At 60.5% G+C, this 20,712-nt stretch carries 16 protein-coding genes and 1 pseudogene; 10 read left to right on the top strand and 7 right to left on the bottom strand.

Annotated elements, in window-relative coordinates; all coding sequences use genetic code 11:
* Window positions 1-241: 241 nt before the first annotated feature.
* From AC1DJB_RS12320 to AC1DJB_RS12310, 3 genes are all read right to left on the bottom strand, one after another.
* Window positions 242-526 carry a hypothetical protein gene (locus AC1DJB_RS12320; RefSeq protein ID WP_476910313.1) on the bottom strand — a complete coding sequence of 95 codons (285 nt, stop codon included), beginning with the start codon at window positions 524-526 and terminating at the stop codon, window positions 242-244.
* 470 nt (window positions 527-996) lie between these two features.
* Window positions 997-1,653 carry an RraA family protein gene (locus AC1DJB_RS12315; protein ID WP_476910312.1) on the bottom strand — a complete coding sequence of 219 codons (657 nt, stop codon included), beginning with the start codon at window positions 1,651-1,653 and terminating at the stop codon, window positions 997-999.
* A gap of 561 nt (window positions 1,654-2,214) precedes the next feature.
* Window positions 2,215-2,802: a TetR/AcrR family transcriptional regulator gene (locus AC1DJB_RS12310; RefSeq protein ID WP_476910311.1), complete on the bottom strand. Its 588-nt coding sequence runs from the start codon at window positions 2,800-2,802 to the stop codon at window positions 2,215-2,217.
* Between the two features lie 552 nt (window positions 2,803-3,354).
* Here AC1DJB_RS12310 and pdhA point away from each other — a divergent pair.
* The 8 genes and pseudogenes from pdhA to AC1DJB_RS12270 all read left to right on the top strand — a co-directional run bounded on the left by pdhA (window position 3,355) and on the right by AC1DJB_RS12270 (window position 13,375).
* Window positions 3,355-4,503 carry a pyruvate dehydrogenase (acetyl-transferring) E1 component subunit alpha gene (gene pdhA / locus AC1DJB_RS12305; protein WP_476910389.1) on the top strand — a complete coding sequence of 383 codons (1,149 nt, stop codon included), beginning with the start codon at window positions 3,355-3,357 and terminating at the stop codon, window positions 4,501-4,503.
* Window positions 4,500-5,519 (top strand): alpha-ketoacid dehydrogenase subunit beta, encoded by a 1,020-nt coding sequence (locus AC1DJB_RS12300; RefSeq protein WP_476910310.1) that lies wholly within the window; start codon window positions 4,500-4,502, stop codon window positions 5,517-5,519. The genes pdhA and AC1DJB_RS12300 overlap by 4 nt, the downstream gene beginning before the upstream one ends.
* Entirely contained in the window at window positions 5,516-6,856 is a 1,341-nt protein-coding gene (locus AC1DJB_RS12295; protein WP_476910309.1) for a dihydrolipoamide acetyltransferase family protein, read from the top strand. The genes AC1DJB_RS12300 and AC1DJB_RS12295 overlap by 4 nt, the downstream gene beginning before the upstream one ends.
* A gap of 110 nt (window positions 6,857-6,966) precedes the next feature.
* A complete protein-coding gene (locus AC1DJB_RS12290; RefSeq protein WP_476910308.1) occupies window positions 6,967-8,574 on the top strand; it encodes a carboxyl transferase domain-containing protein in 1,608 nt (535 codons plus the stop codon).
* An 8-nt stretch (window positions 8,575-8,582) separates the two neighbouring features.
* Window positions 8,583-10,832, top strand: a complete 2,250-nt coding sequence (locus AC1DJB_RS12285; protein ID WP_476910307.1) for an acetyl/propionyl/methylcrotonyl-CoA carboxylase subunit alpha — start codon at window positions 8,583-8,585, stop codon at window positions 10,830-10,832.
* Window positions 10,825-11,988 (top strand): acyl-CoA dehydrogenase family protein, encoded by a 1,164-nt coding sequence (locus tag AC1DJB_RS12280; RefSeq protein ID WP_476910306.1) that lies wholly within the window; start codon window positions 10,825-10,827, stop codon window positions 11,986-11,988. The genes AC1DJB_RS12285 and AC1DJB_RS12280 overlap by 8 nt, the downstream gene beginning before the upstream one ends.
* Window positions 11,989-12,058: 70 nt before the next feature.
* Complete coding sequence (locus tag AC1DJB_RS12275) at window positions 12,059-12,541, top strand: MaoC family dehydratase (protein ID WP_476910388.1); 483 nt, start codon at window positions 12,059-12,061, stop codon at window positions 12,539-12,541.
* Between the two features lies 1 nt (window position 12,542).
* Window positions 12,543-13,375, top strand: a pseudogene (locus tag AC1DJB_RS12270) (HpcH/HpaI aldolase/citrate lyase family protein).
* 141 nt (window positions 13,376-13,516) lie between these two features.
* On the opposite strand, the gene AC1DJB_RS12265 reads toward AC1DJB_RS12270, so the two are convergent.
* From AC1DJB_RS12265 to AC1DJB_RS12250, 4 genes are all read right to left on the bottom strand, one after another.
* The gene (locus AC1DJB_RS12265; RefSeq protein ID WP_476910305.1) at window positions 13,517-14,449 is read right to left on the bottom strand and encodes a cytochrome b/b6 domain-containing protein; all 933 of its coding nucleotides are present in this window, start codon (window positions 14,447-14,449) and stop codon (window positions 13,517-13,519) included.
* 3 nt (window positions 14,450-14,452) lie between these two features.
* Window positions 14,453-15,427, bottom strand: coding sequence for an electron transfer flavoprotein subunit alpha/FixB family protein (locus tag AC1DJB_RS12260; RefSeq protein WP_476910304.1), 975 nt, complete (start codon window positions 15,425-15,427; stop codon window positions 14,453-14,455).
* A 12-nt stretch (window positions 15,428-15,439) separates the two neighbouring features.
* Complete coding sequence (locus AC1DJB_RS12255; protein WP_476910303.1) at window positions 15,440-16,219, bottom strand: electron transfer flavoprotein subunit beta/FixA family protein; 780 nt, start codon at window positions 16,217-16,219, stop codon at window positions 15,440-15,442.
* A gap of 304 nt (window positions 16,220-16,523) precedes the next feature.
* Complete coding sequence (locus AC1DJB_RS12250) at window positions 16,524-18,683, bottom strand: amylo-alpha-1,6-glucosidase (RefSeq protein WP_476910302.1); 2,160 nt, start codon at window positions 18,681-18,683, stop codon at window positions 16,524-16,526.
* Window positions 18,684-18,812: 129 nt separating this feature from the next.
* On the opposite strand from AC1DJB_RS12250, the gene AC1DJB_RS12245 reads away from it, so the two are divergent.
* Window positions 18,813-18,950 (top strand): hypothetical protein, encoded by a 138-nt coding sequence (locus AC1DJB_RS12245; protein WP_476910301.1) that lies wholly within the window; start codon window positions 18,813-18,815, stop codon window positions 18,948-18,950.
* Between the two features lie 418 nt (window positions 18,951-19,368).
* On the top strand, window positions 19,369-20,397 hold the full coding sequence (locus AC1DJB_RS12240) for a Gfo/Idh/MocA family protein (protein WP_476910300.1): 1,029 nt from the start codon (window positions 19,369-19,371) through the stop codon (window positions 20,395-20,397).
* Window positions 20,398-20,712 lie beyond the last annotated feature (315 nt).

The following is a 20,712-nucleotide window of genomic DNA, read 5'->3' as shown; positions in this document are numbered from 1 at the left end:
TCAGCCGGACAGCTGGGGAACGACCAGTGGTTATCCGGAAACATAGTGCCCTTACGGGCCAAGTAGAAGGTAGGTTCCAACGCCGGTAGGAAAAAGCACGCCTCACCGCCGCCAGCCGGAGCCGGGTTAATGTGCCAACTCGGACTATCATTCCGACTTATTAACGGCTCATGCAGCCCTGCGGTCTTTGGGCCGCCGACACGGCTAAACCGGCCCTGGGAGAGACCGGGCCCGGTATCAATCAAGGATCTAGGGCTTTTGCCCCGTCTTTTCCTTTCATCAAGGCCGAACTGGTCATTCGGTAGGACATTTTCCCGTCCAATTGGCGGGGTTCTACCCAGACTTCAAAGCCTTCAGCGGCATTAAAGAGTGCTCTGGTGTCCGCCCCGTCAGCTGCCAGCCATATCAATGAGGAGTCAGGCATTGCGTCATCTACTCTGCCTGACCTGATCAGAATTCCATTTTTGTGGACCTCTACCATGGCACCGACAAGAAGATTCCACTCGTCGTGGCGTTGTTTGGTCATTTCTCATTTCCGCAGATAGCGACGGCGTAATCGGGACGTCGAGGTGATGCCAAAGGATCTAAAGAGACGGCTGCGCTGATCCCTGGCCGGGCTCAGCTAGGTCATTCCCTTGTCACCCCTTTAGGCTGGTAGGCAGCAATCTGCTGCTGCGATGAAGGTCTGTTAGTCCAAGGACCCTGGGCGATACTTCCCGTGGCTCTTGGTGGGAAGGCAACAGCCGGGCGCGAACCGCTTTGACGTTGCGACCCGAAGCGTCGGTCAGCATTCCTGGTTTGAACGAGTGCTCTGCTTTTCATGTTCGGTATGGTTTTCTATGGAAGGCTATTGAAGGCATCGGCGACGGCCTGATTGTGTGACATCGAATAGTCGTACGGGTTGGTTATGTCTGCCTCGCTGGAGCGCGGATGATATCCGAGGGGTCCAGTTGGTTGACAGGTGTCCACTGGGGACTGGTTGCTTCCGGCACCTTCTTATAGCGCTGCGGCGGGTTTTTTGACGGAGTTTCGGATCTTTGCGCGGAGCTCGCGTTCAAAATTGTCGATGTCCCGGAGCTTGTCGAGGACTGCCGCGGAGATTTCGGAAGGGACTACTGCAACTCCGTCACCGTCTGCCGAGATAAGGTCGCCCGGGTTGACGACGACGCCTCCGCAGGCCACTGGGACATTGACCGCCCCTGGCCCGTATTTGGCCGGTCCCGCCGGTGACACGCCTCGGGCCCATAAGGGCAGAGCCATCTCCTCAATGTCAGCCCGGTCCCTCGTTAGTCCGTCGATGATGACACCTGCGATGCCTGTAGCAAGGCAGATTTCAGCGAGGAGATCGCCGAATACTGCCCGTGTTGTTCCCCCCAAGGCGTTGATCACCAGAATATCGCCGGGTTCAGCGTCGTCGAGCGCACGGTGTATAGCAAGGTTGTCACCGTCACGTGTCAGTACAGTCAGTGCAGGTCCCACGCAACGGCCACTGGTCCACTGCGCTGCGATTCCGGAGTCCATGAGATTGAGGCGGTTCATGGCATCGCCGACGTTAGCTGTTGGATATTGCTTGAGAGTTTGGAGAACCTCCAAGGGGCTGGTGGCCGGGCGCGGACCCACCGTCAAGGAGCTGGTAGGGGCGTCGATAAACATAGATCCCTCTCGGACATTCATCTCATTGAAATTTTGATACCAATTGGTAATCAGTTCTTATTTTGCCTCCGCATCGAGCTACAAGCAATAGCCAAGGGCAAGTTGCTTCCGGACGCGACTGATTGCCCATAACATGCGCAGCCGCCGCACGTCCTCAAATGGGATCTCGGAGCCTGAGCACCAGGCGCTGGGGTTATGGTTAGCGGCGCCATTTGGAACGGACACAGGCCCCTGTGCCGAACTGACGATCCTCGGCATGCTGTATGCAAGTGCGTTGGCACTGGGGTCGAGGAACAAGTAGATGACCGCGAAGAGACACTTCTTACTTCGGTGAGCGAGCCGGGCAGGGAATCAAGGAGTGGCGCCGGCCCTTGCCGCTCTCATGTTTCTGGCGTTCCGAAAGCCACACTTGTTTTCATGGTTAGCCAGGTTGCCTTAGATGGCTGATCCCATAGTCGCCGGAGGACGAGGGGAGCAACGATGATGGCGAATTCTTTTGAAAGGAGTACCGAGGGCTGGACCTCAACCCCGACGGGTGAGGCCGCGGGCCCATCGGTAGCGTTACTGCGGGTGAGCGGCCCTCTGGTAGGAACGGAGGGAACCGCTAACTGCGGCCGCGACTAGAACGGTGATCTGACTGGCTGACATTCCGTCGGCCTCATGGAGGTCAAGAATCTCTCGAGGATCCGTAAGCACGTTACACAGGAAGAGCGCGCGCCGCATCGGCACGTCGGCAAGTTTCTGATCGTCCAACAAGTTGGCCAAGGGACGTTCCCAGATCTGGAGTGAGGTCTGTATGACCGGGTCCTTTCGGTCCAATCGCTCCAAATAGCCTGAACGGGAGCGAAGCCGGACGAGAACTTTCCCGTGTTCAAGGACCAGATCGACCCAACGGGATAGCACCGCTTCAAACAGTTTGGGACCTGACAATGGTGAAGTCGCCGAGAATTCCTCGAGCTCCTCCATGAGTTGATGAAGATAAGCGGAGAGCAGCTCATCCAATGACGCGTAATAGCGGTAAGCACTTGTTACGGCCACTTCGGCCCTAGCCGCAATGCTCTGCAGAGACAATGGCCCGGGGTTCTCCCGCACCTCCTCGGCCACGGCTCGCAAGAGCTGCTGCTTGTTTCTTCGGGTATCGCTACGCACAAATGGGTCCTTCAAGCGGGGCCGGAACTGGTCAATAGCCTTCGCGGAACTCCGTGACAGGGCAGCTCCGCCGGGTTTGCTGTCGAACGGGCTAACCCTCCGACGCAGCGGCCTGCAGTCGAACACCGGAACTCTCCATGCTCTCAATCTTGGCACGTGGAGTTCCCGGACGAAGCTGACTGAAGCGTGAAGGACTAATTCATGCCCGTTTATGATTTAGGAACAGTTTAGCAATTGACACTTCAGTTTCAACGACCCTCCCACTACCCTGCGGGTCCCGCCACATCCCAGTCCACAATTGAGCCGGCCGTTGTCATGAACGAAACCTGCAGTGTTCAGGCCTGTCCCTTCTCTGTGCATAGGGACCGGACACCATGACCAATGTCGTGTGAGACGGAACGTCCCTTTCAGGCACGGTGTTCAGTGCCGCAGAACGGTGTTGTCTCGCGCACGACCGCGTGAGTACCGTCACAGCTGCAGGGCCAGGCAGCCCCGTGCGGCAGGACCCGCCGCGGTTTCGGGTCGAGCTGGGCAGAAGAAAGGGTGCGAACGTTGCGTACAGATGAGTTAAGCCATTTCCCAAGTCAGCAGGACTCCGAATTAAGAGGGAACGGCGGCATTATCCAGTTGGTTAGTCCTGGAGGTGATCTGGTAGCCGATCCGGACTTTGCCCAGTGGGTTGAAGACGTCTCTGACGAGCAGGTTTCTTCGTTGTACGAAGACATGGTTGTCATCCGCAGGATCGATACTGAAGCCACCTACCTTCAGCGGCAAGGAGAACTTGCCTTGTGGCCGCCTCTTCTCGGGCAGGAGGCTGCGCAGATTGGATCAGCGCGGGCACTGCGCAGCGACGATTTCGTCTTCCCCAGCTACCGCGAGAATGGCGTCGCGTATTGCAGGGGAGTTGATTACGGGGACATCGTCCGGGTGTGGCGTGGTAACGCCCACTCGGGGTGGGATCCCTATGAACTGAACATGGCAACACCTCAGGTCATCATCGGCGCCCAAACCCTGCACGCCACCGGCTACGCCATGGGCATCAAGAACGACGGCGCCACCTCTGTCGCCGTTACCTACTTCGGCGACGGCGCGACAAGTCAGGGCGATGTCAACGAGGCACTAGTGTTCGCTGCCAGCTACCAAGTGCCTTTGATCTTCTTCTGTCAGAACAACCAGTGGGCGATTTCGGAACCGGTGGGGCTTCAGTCCCAGATTCCCATCGCGTCCCGTGCAAAGGGGTTCGGCATCCCATCACTCCGGGTTGACGGCAACGACGTCCTGGCAGTTATGGCCGCCACACGTGTCGCTCTGCACCGTGCTCGAACCGGCGGCGGCCCGACATTTATCGAGGCAGTCACATATCGCATGGGCCCCCACACCACCGCAGATGACCCAAGCCGTTACCGGGATGCAAACGAACTCGAGATCTGGGCGGCCAAAGACCCGATTGCCCGGGTGAGAGCACTTTTGGAGAACAAAGGGATTTTCACCCCGGAGCTGGAGGCTTCCATCGCCGCCAAGGCTGACGCCGTCGCCAAGGAAATGCGAGAGGCGTGCATCAACATGCCGGACCCATCACCCATGGACGTTTTTGCCCACGTATACAGCGCGCCAAACACCACATTGGAAACGCAAAAGGAACACTACGTCCGTTACCTCGACACGTTCGCGGGCGAGCGGAGTGAGGGGATAAGCCGATGAGCACCATGACCTTTGGCCGAGCCATCAACGCCGGGCTGCGCAGAGCCATGGAGGACGATCCAAAGGTTGTACTCATGGGAGAGGACATCGGCAAACTGGGCGGTGTCTTTCGAGTCACCGATGGATTGCAGAAAGACTTCGGACCTCATCGGGTCATCGATACCCCCCTTGCGGAAGCCGGAATCATGGGCAGCGCCGTTGGCCTCGCCTACCGGGGTTACCGACCAGTTGTTGAAATTCAATTTGACGGGTTCATTTACCCAGCATTCGACCAGATCGTGTGCCAGGTAGCCAAGCTGCACTATCGGACGCAGGGCAAAGTCAGGATGCCGATCACCATCCGGGTTCCCTTCGGCGGGGGGATTGGCTCGCCGGAACATCATTCCGAATCCCCGGAGGCGTACTTCACTCATACGTCGGGCCTGCGGGTGGTCAGCGTGTCCAACCCCCAGGACGCCTATACGATGCTTCGGCAGGCCGTTGCATCGGATGACCCCGTACTCTATTTCGAGCCCAAACGCCGGTATCACGTCAAATGCGAAGTCGACGAAAACATTGGACTTGGAGAAGCACTTCCACTTGGCAGTGCCAGCGTGCGCAACGCCGGCAGCGACGTCACCCTGGTCACGTATGGCCCCCTCGTAAAAACGGCTATGGACGCAGCATTAGCTGCAGCCGACGACGGAATTTCAGTTGAAGTCATAGACCTCCGCTCACTTGCACCGATCGATTTCGCACGCGTTGAGGCTTCGGTGCGGAAGACCGGACGGCTGGTTATTACTCATGAAGCCTCGCGGTCAGGGGGCCTGGGAGCCGAGATCGCCGCGACCATCACCGAACGCTGCTTCAATCACCTTGAGTCAGCGCCGGTCCGGATAACAGGCTTCGACATTCCTTACCCGCCATCAAAGCTGGAATCACACCATCTGCCCGATCTGGACAGGATTCTTGACGGCGTTGACAGGGCCCTTGACCGACCGAACTCTCTGACTGGACTGGGGGGACGAACGCGATGACTATAAAGGAATTTAGGCTCCCGGACCTGGGTGAAGGGCTGACTGAATCGGAGATCCTCCACTGGAAGGTTGCCGTCGGCGATGTCGTCGAACTTAATCAGGTGATCGCCGAGGTCGAGACGGCTAAGGCGGTAGTGGAACTCCCTTCGCCTTACGCCGGAATCATCGCCGTACTCCACGAGCAACCGGGCACGGTTGTTGAGGTTGGGACTCCCATCGTGTCATTCATGCTCCCGGGAGATTCTGACGAAGGTCCGCCATCACGCACTGACGATGACGGACCAGCAAAACGGATCCCGACTCTCGTTGGCTATGGGGCCGAAATTGACAGGGCCGGGCGGCCAACACGCAAACCCCGGAAGTCCTTTCACCCACACTCGAATGCCCCGACCGCTTCTATTACCCCCGAAACCCCAGCTCCGACTTCCGGGGGTTCGGCCAGCCCAGCAGAACGACCCCGCTCCACCCCGCCGGTCCGGAAGCTCGCACGAGATTTAGGCGTGGATCTTGCGTCGATGGTTGGCACCGGGCCGCAGGGCCTGATCACCCGGGCTGACATCGATGCCGCGGCGAAATACGCCGGCCGGCAAGCAGCGGACAGTCAAACAGCCGATATCGAGGCTACGCGGGAAAAGGGACGGGAAACCAGAACGCCCATCAAAGGCGTACGCAAGCACACTGCCTCTGCGATGGTGTCGAGCGCATTTACCGCGCCGCATGTCACTGAGTTCCTGACTATTGATGTCACGACCAGCATGGAGTTGCTGGCGAAGTTGAAGTCCAGCCGTGAGTTTGCAGGCTACAAGCTCACACCGTTGACGCTTGTTGCGAAAGCCGTGCTCGTCGCGTTGCGCCGCAATCCCTCGTTGAACTCCCGATGGGACGAAGCGCGCCAGGAGATCGTCCAGTTCAATTACGTCAACCTGGGCATCGCCGCCGCAACACCACGCGGGCTCACCGTGCCGAACATCAAGGACGCAGACCGCATGGGACTTTTGGAACTCTCCGCTGCCTTGAATCAACTCGCCCAGGCGGCCCGGTCAGGCAAAACGGCTCAGACCGAGCTCTCGGGAGGCACCATCTCCATCACGAACATAGGAGTCTTCGGCATCGACGCCGGGACACCCATTCTGAACCCCGGAGAGGCGGCAATTTTGGCAGTCGGCTCCGTCAGGCGCCAACCATGGGAGCACGTCGGCGCTGTCGCCCTTCGGAGTGTCATGACCTTGAGCCTCTCCTTTGACCATCGGCTAGTCGATGGCGAACAGGGCTCACGATTCCTTTCCGACGTCGGCGCCATTATGTCCGATCCGGCAGTGCTCATCACGATGGTCTAGCCCGCCGCGTACTGGACTGCGGCCGGCACTGATTGCGCTGGACCCCGCGTCGTTCTCCGCACCTGCTGCTCACAGGGCAGGAAGACCATGCACCTTGAAATGGAAAGCTTATGCACACGATAAAGAGCCTGGTGGACACTACCAGCGAGGTCTTTGAAGCCAACAGCGTCGCCCAACGGGCGCTGGCAGGAGAGCTTCAAAAGCGTCTGGCCCAAACGGCGTTGGGTGGGCCGGAGAAGTCGCGTGAACGCCACGTGGGCCGGGGCAAGCTGTTGCCGCGGGAGCGGATCGACCAGTTGCTGGATGAGGGCAGTCCGTTTTTGGAGATCGCTCCGCTTGCGGCGAACGGAATGTATAACGATGAGTCGCCCGGCGCCGGGGTGATTGCCGGCGTTGGACTGGTCCATGGCCGGCAGGTGCTGGTGATCTCCAATGACGCCACCGTTAAGGGCGGCACGTACTACCCGATGACGGTGAAGAAGCACCTCCGGGCCCAGGAGATCGCCCTGGAGAACCGTTTGCCGTGCATCTATCTGGTGGATTCGGGCGGGGCTTTCCTGCCAAAGCAGGACGAGGTTTTCCCGGACAAGGACCACTTCGGGCGAATCTTCTTTAACCAGGCCAGGCTCTCGGCCGCCAAGATCCCGCAGATCGCGTCGGTGATGGGCTCGTGCACGGCAGGGGGTGCCTACGTCCCGGCCATGAGCGACGAAACGGTCATTGTCCGCAACCAGGGGACGATCTTCCTGGGTGGTCCGCCCCTGGTGAAGGCTGCTATCGGCGAAGTCGTCACGGCCGAGGAGCTGGGCGGCGGCGAGGTCCACTCGAGGATTTCCGGCGTCACGGACCATTTGGCCGAGAACGACGAACACGCGCTGCAGATCATCCGCGACATCGTGGCCACACTGCCCCGGCCGGCGGCCCCTGCCTGGGAGGTGGAAACCGCCGTCGAACCCGCTGCCGACCCCGCCGGGCTCTACGGGGCGGTGCCCACGGACGTCAACGCGCAGTATGACGTCCACGAGGTCATAGCCCGCCTTGTTGACGGCAGCAGGTTCCACGAGTTCAAGAAGGAATACGGGACGACGCTGGTCACGGGCTTCGCTAGGCTGCACGGGCACCCCGTGGGGATCGTGGCGAACAACGGGGTGCTGTTCAGTGAGTCTTCGCTCAAGGGCGCCCATTTCATCGAACTCTGCGACCAGCGCGGCATCCCCCTTGTGTTTTTGCAGAACATCTCGGGATTCATGGTGGGCAAGGACTCCGAGCAGGGCGGTATCGCCAAGAACGGCGCCAAGATGGTCACTGCGGTGGCAACGGCTCGGGTGCCCAAGCTGACGGTAGTGATTGGGGGGTCCTTCGGGGCGGGCAACTACTCGATGTGCGGGCGGGCGTACTCGCCGCGGTTTTTGTGGATGTGGCCGGCGTCGCGGATCTCGGTGATGGGCGGGAACCAGGCCTCCAGTGTGTTGGCCACCGTAAAGCGGGACCAGTACGAGGCGGCCGGGCAGGACTGGTCCGTCGAGGACGAGGAAGCGTTTAAGGCCCCGATCCGGCAGCAGTATGAGGACCAGGGCAGCCCGTATTACTCCACCGCCCGCCTCTGGGATGACGGCGTGATCGACCCGGCCGATACCCGTACCGTGCTGGGGCTGGCGCTCGACGTCGTCTCCCGCGCCCCGCTGCCGGAGACCTCCTTCGGCCTTTTCAGGATGTGAGCCCAGCGATGACTGAAGCACCCCAACTGACTCAGCCGGCCGTGAAGCCGGCACTGTTCGGTATCGTCCTGGTGGCGAACCGGGGCGAGATCGCCTGCCGGGTGATCCGGACCCTGCGTGCCCTGGGGATACGTTCGGTCGCCGTGTACAGCGATGCCGACGCCGGTGCCCGGCACGTGCGCGAAGCCGACGTCGCGGTCCGGATCGGTCCGGCCGCGGCGGCAGAGAGCTACCTGAAGATCGAGGCCATCATCCGGGCGTGCCGGGAGACCGGCGCCCAGGCTGTGCACCCCGGCTACGGGTTCCTGAGTGAGAACGTCGACTTCGCGCGTGCCCTCGAAGCCGCGGGAATCGCGTTCATCGGCCCGGGGGTGGAATCCCTAAACGTCATGGGTGACAAGATCCGCTCCAAAAACCACGTGGCCGGCTACGGAGTCCCCGTGGTGCCGGGCATCGCCGAGCCGGGAATGACCGACGCCCAACTGGTCGAGGCCGCGGACGCCGTCGGGTTCCCGCTGCTCATCAAACCCTCCGCCGGCGGCGGAGGGAAAGGGATGCACATCGTGGAACGGCACGGGGATCTGGCGGCCACCCTGGCCACCGCACGGCGCGTTGCCGCGAGTGCGTTCGGGGACGACACGCTGTTCCTGGAGCGGCTGATCCGGACGCCACGGCACATCGAGGTCCAGGTCCTGGCGGACAACCACGGCAACGTGATCCATCTGGGCGAGCGTGAGTGTTCACTGCAACGCCGGCACCAAAAGGTCATCGAGGAGGCACCCTCTCCGCTGCTGGAATCCCTCCCCGACGGCGCCGCGGTGCGCGAACGGATCGGCGAAGCGGCGTGCCAGGCAGCCCGCAGCGTGAACTACAGCGGCGCCGGGACGGTGGAGTTCCTGGTTTCCGACGAGGCTCCGGACGAGTTCTTCTTCATGGAGATGAACACCCGCCTCCAGGTCGAACACCCCGTCACCGAAATGGTCACCGGCGTCGACCTCGTCGAATGGCAGGTCCGGATCGCCGCCGGCGAGCTGCTCACCGTGGCCCAGGCCGACGTCGAACTAACCGGCCACGCCGTCGAAGCCCGCGTCTACGCCGAAATCCCCGAACGGAACTTCCTTCCCTCCACCGGCACCGTCCTGCTGCTGGACGAAAAACCGACTGGGGAGGCAGGCAGCCGCGTCCGGGTGGACTCTGCCCTGCTGCAAGGACTTGAAATTTCCTCCAACTACGATCCCATGGTGTCGAAGGTCATCGCCTGGGGCGAGGACCGCAAAGCGGCGATCCAAACCTTGAATGAGGCCTTAGCGGACTACACCTTGCTGGGCGTAGACACCAACGTCGAATACCTGAGACTGCTGATGAATGACCACGACGTCTGCGCAGGGCGCCTCGACACGGGTCTGATCGAACGGAAAATGCCCGGCTTCACCTTTAGGCACGTCGACGAAGCTGAATTGGCAGCCGCTGCCATCTACATCTGGTCATTCACCCCAGTAGCTTCAGGATCGGGACCGAACAGGAACAGCGCGTGGGGCAACACTGACGGCTGGCGACTCGGCAAACGGGCGCCATGGCGGGTGACCATAAAGACACCCTCCGGCGAATTGGCATCCGTACAGATAACCGGTACCGGGCCATCATCTCCGGTCCAGGTGCGCGTCAACGCAGGCCCCGAACGGACGGCCTCGATGACGACACTGGCAGATGCCAGGCTTCAGCTCACCCTGGACGGTGACGCCTCCACCTACTCGATGATGCCCGGACCCGGTCCCGGCGAGCCCCAAAGTACCTCATCGGGCCGGGCCCGAGCTTTGGAAGCAACCATTGTCCGTCCTGGCCAAATATTCCTTGGCAACGGGGGGTGGGGGTGCCGTTTGGAGATCCTCAGCCGGGAATCGCTGCTGGCACATGTGCTTGCCGCAATAGAGCGGGACGAAGGCAGAGCCGATCCGCAGGTCCGGGCGCCCATGCCCGGAACCGTGGTGTCGGTAGCCGTGACCAACGGAGCAATCGTCACCGAAGGCCAGCTGCTGCTGGCAGTGGAAGCCATGAAGATGGAGCACCAACTTGTGGCACCACTGGCCGGCACCGTCCACCTCACAATCCGCAGCGGTGACCTCGTCAAAGCCGACGAAGTGGTGGCAACAATTCATCCCCTCGATGCCGTTCCGGCCGAGGAACAACCGTCGAATCTGCCAGAGAACCAGACACAACGAACAGACCCCAATAGTGAAACGGAGCAACACCATGCCTGATTTTGAGCTCAGCGAGGAGTACCGGGAACTCAGCAAGACAGTCGGAGAGTTCGCGGACGAGGTCGTGGCCCCGGTCGCCGCCAAGCACGATGAGGAACACAGCTTCCCCTACGAAGTGGTGTCCCAGATGGCCGAGATGGGCCTCTTCGGGTTGCCGTTCCCGGAGGAGTTCGGCGGGATGGGCGGGGACTACTTTGCGCTTGCGCTGGCGTTGGAGCAGTTGGCCCGGGTAGACCAGTCGGTGGCCATCACTTTGGAGGCAGGGGTCTCGCTCGGCGCCATGCCCGTATACCGGTTCGGCACCGAGGCACAGAAGGAGGAATGGCTGCCGCTGCTGTCATCGGGGCAGGCTCTGGCCGGCTTCGGGCTGACGGAACCGGAAGCCGGGTCCGACGCGGGCGGAACCAAGACCCACGCACGGCGTGAGGGTGGAGAGTGGGTCATCAACGGGAACAAGGAGTTCATCACCAATTCCGGGACGGACATCACCCGCCTGGTCACTGTCACCGCCGTCACCGGCCAGAAGGAACGCAAGGACGGCAGCGTCAAAAAGGAGATCTCCACTATCCTGGTACCCACCGACACTCCCGGGTTCAAGGCGGAGAAGGCCTACAACAAGGTGGGCTGGAACGCCTCGGACACCCACCCGCTGACGCTGAAGGACGTCCGGGTCCCGGAGGAAAACCTCCTTGGTGAGGAGGGGCGCGGCTACGCAAATTTCCTCTCCATCCTGGACGAGGGCCGGATCGCCATCGCCGCACTGGCCACGGGGGCGGCGCAGGGCTGCGTTGACCTGTCGGTGAAATACGCCAAGGAACGCAGCGCCTTTGGGCACCACATCGGCAAGTATCAGGCCATCGCGTTCAAGATCGCCCGCATGCAGGCCCGGGCGCATACCGCCCGGCTGGCGTACTACGATGCGGCTTCGAGGATGCTGGCGGGCAAGCCGTTCAAGACGGAGGCGGCCATCGCTAAGATGATCGCAGGCGAGGCGGCGATGGACAATGCGCGGGATGCCACCCAGGTGTTCGGCGGCTATGGCTTCATCAACGAATTCGCCGTGGCGCGCCACTACCGCGACTCCAAGATCCTTGAAGTGGGGGAGGGCACCACGGAGGTCCAGCTGATGCTCATCGCCCGCGAACTCGGCTTGTAGCTGAGGAATGACCACACTCATGGATGAAAGGATCTAAAACCCCGCCGCTGTCCGTTGCCCCAGCAAGCGCATCATTGAACAGCGTGGGCTGTACTTCGATGAACTCGAAGAAGGCGTCGTCTACGCGCACCGGCCCGGGAGGACAGTCACGGAAACGGACAACGTACTGTTCACGACCATGACCATGAACACCCAGGCCCTTCATCTGGATGCGGCATGGAGCGCAGGGCAGCCCTTTGGCCAGCGCCTTATGAATTCTATGTTTACCCTGGCCGCGGTCGTCGGTCAGTCCGTGCCCCAGCTGACGCAAGGCACCATCATCGCCCAACTCGGGCTGACAGACATCGCTTTCCCTCACCCGCTCTACCACGGTGACACGCTCTACACGGAGACGGTTATCCGCGAAAAGCGGCTCTCTGCGTCCCGACCCGGGCAGGGAATCGTGACGATGAAACACGTGGGCCGCAACCAGGACGGGAAGGTCGTTGCCGTCGCGACGAGGAGCAGCCTGATGTGGACCAGAAAAGCGCATATCTTGCAGCAGAGCGAGTAGCATGTCGACAAATCTCCTACCGGGTCCGGCTCTGCTGTTTTGCCCGGCGGACCGGCCCGAACGCTACCAGAAAGCAGCCGAACGGGCAGACGCCGTGATCCTGGACTTGGAGGATGCCGTGGCCCCGGGAGATAAAGAACTCGCCCGCCTGGCTATCCTGAGGCAGGCACCGGGCTCCGCGCTCGACCAAACCGTACGATTGTCCGGGTAAATCCATCGGGACCGGAAGAACTCACCAGGGACCTCGAGTGCCTGGCTCAGACGCCGTACAGTACGGTCATGCTGGCTAAGGCTGAGCAGGCTTCGCGGCTCCGAAGTCTGGAGGGTTACGCCGTCATCGCCCTTTGCGAGACGGCTGCCGGCATTGTCAATGCATGCGAGATTGCGGCTGAGCCTAACGTCGTGGCCTTGATGTGGGGAGCCGAAGATCTGGTTGCATCACTGGGTGGAACGTCAAGCAGGACTGGTCGGGGCCGATATCGTGCCGTCGCCATGCACGCACGGTCATCGGTGCTTCTTGCCGCCGGTGCGGCCGGCAAGGAAGTCATCGATTCCGTCTTTGTTGACATCGCGGACCTCCGTGGATTGGCCTTGGAGGCCGCTGACGCCGTCGCCTCCGGGTTCGGGTCAAAGGCATGTATTCACCCAAGTCAGGTGAGGATCGTACGTGACGCCTATGCACCCACTCCAGAGGAAGTCTTGGCCGCATCGAAGCTGCTCAGGGCAGCAGCGGAGGCAGGCAATGGCGTCCTCAGCTTCAACGGAAAGATGGTTGACGGGCCGATCCTCAAGCATGCTCAGGCAACACTCATCAGGGCAAAGATCATGAAGTAGGCATGGCCCTCGTCGAGTGAACGAGGGCCATGCCTTTCGCGGACAGACCACGCTGGTGCTTCGCTTCTCCCAGTTAGGGGGGCGCAGGGAGAAGACAACCCCGAGGGCTCCGCCTCCGTCGGGGTTGTCAGCGTGCGTTCACTAGCGGGTGACTGAGCCTGTCAGTGAAGCCACGGGGCGCAGAAACAGGGGTTTGGTCAGGAACCAGGCGGCGACCATCACGGTCAGGGAAGCGCCGAAGATCCAGAATCCGGTCCAGTTGTCCTCGTTGCTTGATGCGTACATGTGGTTAAGGTTGCGCAAAGCGCCTGTGGCGAGTACCAGGGCCACATGAACGACGACGAACCCGGCGAAGTAGATCATGACCGGAAAGTGGAGAGCCCGGGCGACTTCTATGGGGTATATCCGATTGAGGTTGCTGAGTTGTTTTGGCCACAGTGGGGACATCCGCAGTCCGGTGAGAAAAGCCAAGGGGGCCGCGATGAAGACGGTGGCGAAATAGGCGAGCAACTGCAGTGCGTTGTAGTTCACCCAGCCGTCATCCGTCGGCCAATCCAAGGCCAGGTACTGCAGCCCCGCTGACAGTGCATTGGGAACGATGTCCCAACTTGTGGGAACGATTCGCTGCCAATGCCCCGTCGAGAACAACAGGATGACGAAGATGATGCCGTTCAGTATCCAAAAAACATCCAAGCTCAGGTGAAGCCACAGGTCGAGACTGATTTTAGTTGGCGTCCTCTTGGTCCGAAAAAAGCCCCTGTTGTTCCTGGTCCAGTTCCCTTTGGGCCGGGTATCGGTCCGTATCTGCCACCCGGTCCTGATGATCAGCACCAGAAAAAAGGTGTTGAGAAAATGCTGCCAACCGAGCCACGCGGGGAAGCCAGTGGGCGATCCTTCTGGAGGCGTTGTGTGCCCTGGGAATTCTTGAAGGAACGAAGCGGTGCCATCAAGGGCCGTGAACCATTTCGCTGCCAGGACGGCGGCAAGGAGCATTAGCAGGGCCGATGCCGCGGTCAAGGCCAGTCTTGTCCATCTTGTCTTCGGCGTTTGCCGATTTTTCGCTGCGCTTGACATGGCCTAGCTTCTCCCTTGTGACCGTGACCGGATGGCCTCCATCAGCTGCGGTACGACGGTAAAGACGTCCCCAACGATTCCAAAGTCAGCCACATCGAAAATTGGTGCGTCCTCGTCGGAGTTGATGGCCACGATTGTTTTTGCCGTCTGCATCCCTGCCCTGTGTTGTATCGCCCCGGAGATTCCAAGGGCGACGTAAAGTTCCGGGGTCACGCTGACTCCGGTCTGCCCGACTTGGGAGCTTTGAGCAACGTAGCCGGCGTCAACGGCCGCACGAGAGGCGCCCACCGCTGCATCGAGCACGTCGGCGAGTTCCTCAACCAAGGCGAAGTTTTCCTTGGAACCCAGGCCCCGACCGCCGGACACAACCTTGTCAGCCGTGCGCAGATCGGGACGGTGCGAGGCGACGACGGGTGTGGATCCTTCGATGACAGCGGATCCTTCCACACTGAGGGTCAAGTGCTGCACAGTAACGTCAGCAGCCACTTCAGGGGCCCTGCCTTCCAGGGCCCCGCGCTGCACTGTGATGATGGGCAGCCCCCTTTCAGCAGTGGATTCCACGGAATACAAGCCGCCGAAGACTGAATGGGTGGCCAGGATCCGTTCGCCATCGACTCGAACTGCGACAGCGTTGGCAAGGAGGGCGCCTTCGGTGCGTGCGACCAGACGTGCGGCTACTTCGCGACCGTCAATTGAGCTGGAGGTCAGCACAGCGGAGGGCCGGAACTGTTGAACAGCCTGCCAGAGAGCTTCAACCTGGGGCGTCAGGAGCAGGGTCGGTTCCGGTACGGTTTGGCCAAGGAAAACGTGCTGCGCTCCGAGGGAGCCCAGCTCCGCGGCTATCCCGGTTGCTTCAAGGGGTGTGGCCAGAACCGCAACGGGGGTGCCCAGTGTGGAAGCCAAGCCGAGCAATTCACCGGCATTTTGGGAGATCTTCCCTGCGGTGGAAAGCTCAACAAGTACTAGTACGTTTGACATTCTTATCCTCCTTTAGAGCAGTCGGCCGGCGGCAAGGTATTCCGCAAGCTCAACACCGGCAGTACCACTGTCAATGATCTTCTTGCCTGCCTGACGGGCCGGGCGCGCTGCAACCGAAACGACCACTGAGCGTGCTGCGGCTGAACGTTCCGCGGGGTCCAGGTCCAGGTCCGCCAGGGACAAGGTCTTCACGGGTTTTCGCTTTGCCGTCAATATGCCTTTGAAATTGGGAAAGCGCGCCTCCGGTGAACACTCAGTCACAGTGATAACTGCAGGCAAGGAAGTGCGGACACTGAGCGTGCCTGATTCAACCTCACGCTGACCTGTGACCGAATCGCCGTGAATGTCCACGGCGCTGATCGAACCGAGAAGAGGAAGTGCAAGGCGTTCAGCCACCATGGCTGGAACCGATCCAGAGCGCCCATCGGTCGACTCGTTTCCGGCCAGGACGAGATCAAACGCAGTCGTTTTCAGAGCGGCCGAAAGCGCTCTCGATGACCATGCGGCATCCGCGCCCGAAAGGTCATCGTCCAGCACATGAATGGCGGAGTCAGCTCCCATGGACAAGGCCTTTCGAAGGGCTTGACTGGCGCCCTGTGGCCCCATGGACAAGGCCACCACTTCAGTTCCTTTGTGGGAATCCTTGTACTGGAGAGCCACTTCCAGGCCGCGCTCGTTGACTTCGTCGATCACGCCTTCGGTTGAGGTTCTGTCGAGAAGGCCGGTTGCAGAATCAAGGTACCTGTCCTCGGACGTATCTGGCACCTGCTTGACGAGAACGATGATCTTCATTGAACAACTCCTTGAGGAACTGGGCCTGTCACGGCAGGCACGTAATGAAACAGCTGGGGGCCTGGGTTGCCCGTCACGCTAGTAATCCGCTTTCCAACAGGCAACAGAGGCGAACGCAGCCAGTCACCGTGCGCGAAATTCAGGGTTCGATGATGGCTTGGTTGAGCATCGTGTTAGGTCGGCGCCAACTAGCCGGATACAAGCAGGGGTCCTGAGCGGGCAAGATCAAGACGCCTGAAAGCCAGTTCCTCAGCGGCCCTTAGGGCTGTGCTGCCGACACGTATCGAACCGACGGGGCACCGGATTAAGCCCTAGCAATGCGGCCCACTTGTTCCACGAGCTCCGTCATTGAGGGCCGGTGCCCGCGGTGAAAGACTATTCCTTCGGGCAGTCCTCGGATTAACGGTTTGTTTTTGGTCACATCGACGGTGATTCGGCCGCCTGCCATGGGTGCATTGCGGATGTGCAGATCGCCGTAGGACTTGGGCAGCGCGGGATCCATCCATACGCCGCCGAGGGAAACGTGCGCGTCATACTGCATCAGGCTCGTTATGAGCAGGATCGGCGCTGTGGCCGCCCAGGCTTGCGGTGAGCATGCCGTTGGGTAGGGGACCGGTGCCTTGAATTGCTCACGGCCGAAACCACAGAATAATTCCGGCAATCGGCCATCGGAGAATTCCGCTGCCTCCAGCAGGGCGGTAGAGATCCGTTGCGCCTCGGCCACAAAGCCGTAGCGTATGAGTCCTTGGGCGATGATTGCGTTGTCATGGGGCCAGACCGAGCCATTGTGGTAGCTGGCCGGGTTATAGGCACCCATGTTGCTGGCGAGGGTGCGCACACCCCAGCCGCTGAACATCTCGGAGGACATCAGCCGTTCGGCCACCAGGGGCGCCTTGTCCTCGTCCACGAGACCGACCCATAGGCAGTGGCCCATATTAGAGGCGCACGCGTCGACCTGCCGCTTCTTCCCATCCAGGGCGATGGCGTAGTATCCGCGGTCAGGCATCCAGAACTGCTCGTTGAACCGTTTCTTGAACTTCGCCCCGCGGTCGGCGAGTTCGTCTCCCAAGGCCATGTCGCCGTCGTCGTACGCCATCCATGCGCGGGACATGTGCGCCTGGTAAACGTAGGCCTGTACTTCGCAGAGCGCGATTGGGGGCTCGGCCAGTGTGCCGTCGGCGAAGTTGATGCCGTCCCAGGAGTCTTTCCAGCCCTGATTGATGAGCCCCCGAGGGTTGAGGCGGTTGTACTCGACGAACCCGTCGCCGTCCTTGTCTCCGTAGTCGCGGATCCAGTCCAATGCCCGGTCCGCGTGAGGGAGCAGGGCGGCGATGGTTTCCTTGGCGAAACCCCACCGGCTAACTGTGCCCAAGACGCAAACGAAAAGGGGGGTGGCGTCGACGCTTCCGTAGTAGACGGACTTGCCGCCCAGGGAAAGCCCACTGGAGACATCGAGCCTTACTTCATGCAAGATCTTGCCCGGTTCCTCCTCGCTCACCGCGTCCACCACCGTACCTTGGCGGTCCGCCAGCGTCTGAAGTGTACCCAAGGCCAGGGAGGGATCCACGGGTGCGGCCATGTGCGAGGCCAGAAGGGAGTCCCGGCCGAACAGGGTCATGAACCAGGGCGCCCCTGCGGCCACCACTACACGGTCTGGATGGTTTGGATCTTCGATGCGAAGGGCACCGAGGTCGTCATAGCTCCGTCGCAGCGTCCGTTCAATGGAGCGGTTTCCCATGCGGACCACGGGAATTTTCGCCACCCATTCCTGTCGGCGGCGGTCACTGGCGGACATGCCTTCTGCATCTAGGCGAATGAACGACGGTGGCGGCGGACTTGTCGCCTCCATGCTCGGCACCGCAGTGACGACGGAGTTCCACTGGCCATGCGGAGCAACCGTGACTCGATAGCTTAGGCCCTCCGATGTGACCTCGGCTCCCGGTGCTTGGATGAGGATGCCCTTCCGAACGTCCTGCCAGGCAGCCATGATGGTCAGTGTGTCGCCGTCTACGTGGCTCGTTTGGTCCCAACGCCGCTGAATTCGTGCCTCCTTGACTTCGAAAAGATCGGCGAAGTCAGCTTCGACCGTCAGGGAGATCACACATTCGGCAGGCTCCTTCGAGAAATTGCGAAGAGTGACCTGCTCTTGAATGCCGGCGCCCACTTCGCGCAGGCGCTCGACGATCAGCGGACTGTCCGCGTGGCCATCCAAACGAGGCACCCGGCCGGCAAACAGGGCCCGATACGGCTCCTTCGTCTCCGCGGCCAGTGGCTCAATGGGCTGGCCATTGATGGTCACGATCCAGAGGGACAGGATCCGAGTGTCCTGAAAAAAGACTCCGTGCGGATGTTCGGGGCGGATATCTCCGTTCGGGTCAGAAATGCAGAACGACGATCCTTCCACCAAAGTGACTGTTCCGGCACTAAGGGGACCAGCCGCCGTGTCAGCATTCCATCCAGCCATCCGGTCCCCTTTATGAGACTGACTCAAGTGCGCACCGGCGCCTGGGAAACACCGCTGCCTGCAAATTGGGCAGCTTCAGGAGGCGCCATTTCTGCTATGGACGCTACTCTTGCTCGTTAGGGGGCGCCAGTGCCGCTTAATCGGGCGGAGATCACCGCCGGCCGCTACCGCGAAATCGGTGGATACTTCTTGTGTCCCCAGATTTCAACACACGCGCTGCTCGACGGCAACAAGCCGGCTGCGTGGACGCTGATGACGTGTCCGTAGTCCCGCCACATCAATAACCGCGTTCCCTCAGTGGGGGAGTGCGGTTGTGGTTGTACGCCCAGCATGGGCATTTGCTTGGAGGTGTGAGTCCTCTAAGATTTTCCGGCCTACGTGACCGACCGGCTAGGTCGAACTACATGAAACCCGGTTCCGCTTCGTTTCACTCGGCCCCAGGGTCCCCAACGCTGCCATTGAATTTTGGCAATCCGGGGAAGGCCGTCGCTACGGGAGTCATCTCTGGGCCTTGCTTGTGTGCCACATCTGCGGCAATATAAGAACAAATTACCAATTGGTATGAGATTTACAATCGGCGCGGTCATGAGAGGCATCCATGTTCCATGACGCACCGCTGAATCGCATGTCGGCTTCTCGATGTACCAGACCACTTTCAACGCGTCTTATCCACTAGGACTAGCCCATGATTCAGAACAGAGGCACCTCGAATGGTCACTTCCGTTGGGGAATCCTGGGCACGGGCCTTATCGCCGGTATCCAGACCAAAGACCTGATCGCCAACGGTTTCACTGTGCAGGCCGTTGGATCCCGAACGCCGGAAGCAAGCCTGGCTTTCAGCGCAAGATTCAACATTCCCACGGCCCACGACAGCTATGAAGCGCTGGTGGCAGACCCAGAAGTTGACGTCATCTACGTGGCGACGCCGCACACGTTCCACCATGCCCATGCCCTTCTCGCATTGAATGCCGGAAAACACGTTTTGGTCGAGAAGCCCTTCACTGTCAACGCCCGCGAAGCACGTGAAATCGTCGACCTGGCCAAAGCCACGGGCTTTGTGGCACTGGAAGCCATGTGGAGCCGCTTCCTCCCCCACATGATCCGACTCCGGGAGATCCTCCAAGAAGGCACCATCGGCGAAGTCCGGAAGATTATCGCCAGCCACAACCAAAACGCGTCCCAAGATCCGTCCCACAGGATGAACGACCATTCTCTGGGCGGCGGAGCCCTGCTTGACCTCGGCATCTACCCCGTCTCGTTCGCTTTCGACATATTCGGGCCTCCTGAAGTTATCCGAGCCAGTTCATCTCTAACGCCAGCAGGTGTAGACCGCCAGACCGCGGCCATCTTCGAGTACTCGGAGGGACAGCAGGCCATAATTGACTGCTCCCTGGATTCCACTGGAACCAATAGCGCCACAGTAATTGGCACTACTGGATGGATTGATATCGAGTCCACTTGGTACAACGCCACGACGTTCACGGTATTTGCCACGGACAAAGGCGTCTTGGAGCGTTTCTCTAGACCGGTCAGGGGCCGCGGAATGCAGTTCCAGGCTGCCGAACTGGAACGTTTGATCTTGGCCGGCGGATCCGCAGCGGCCACCATCCTCCCTCCAGGTGAAACCGTTGCCGTGATGCTGGCCATGGACAGCATTAGAAGGCAAATTGGCCTCCGTTACGAAGCCGATACAGCGCCATCGAATCCGGGCTAGCAAACATGGACGAGAGAATCAGGCATCTTTCGAGGGAAGAAGCAGTTCGAAACAGACCGGCCAGACTTGCAGCGGCACGGCACTCCTCAAGTCCCGGTGCCTCCCGGCACCTTGACCAGAAGGGTCCGCGTTTCGAACTCGAATCGACCCACTGAGTTGGGACTGTGAGCCGCACTCAGGCTGGAAACAAGACGAATGAACGTCACTCTCTTGCGGAAACCCCTATAGACAAACTTGCAAATGAGTTGGGCGTTGCAACTGGCGAACAAGTGCAAATTATCGTGCGGAGATACTTCTCCCGAACTGAAGATACAG

The sequence above is a fragment of the Arthrobacter sp. 01T428 genome, from assembly GCF_056398685.1.
The sequence above is the reverse complement of the archived record's forward strand: the minus strand, read 5'-3'. Positions and strand labels throughout refer to the sequence as shown.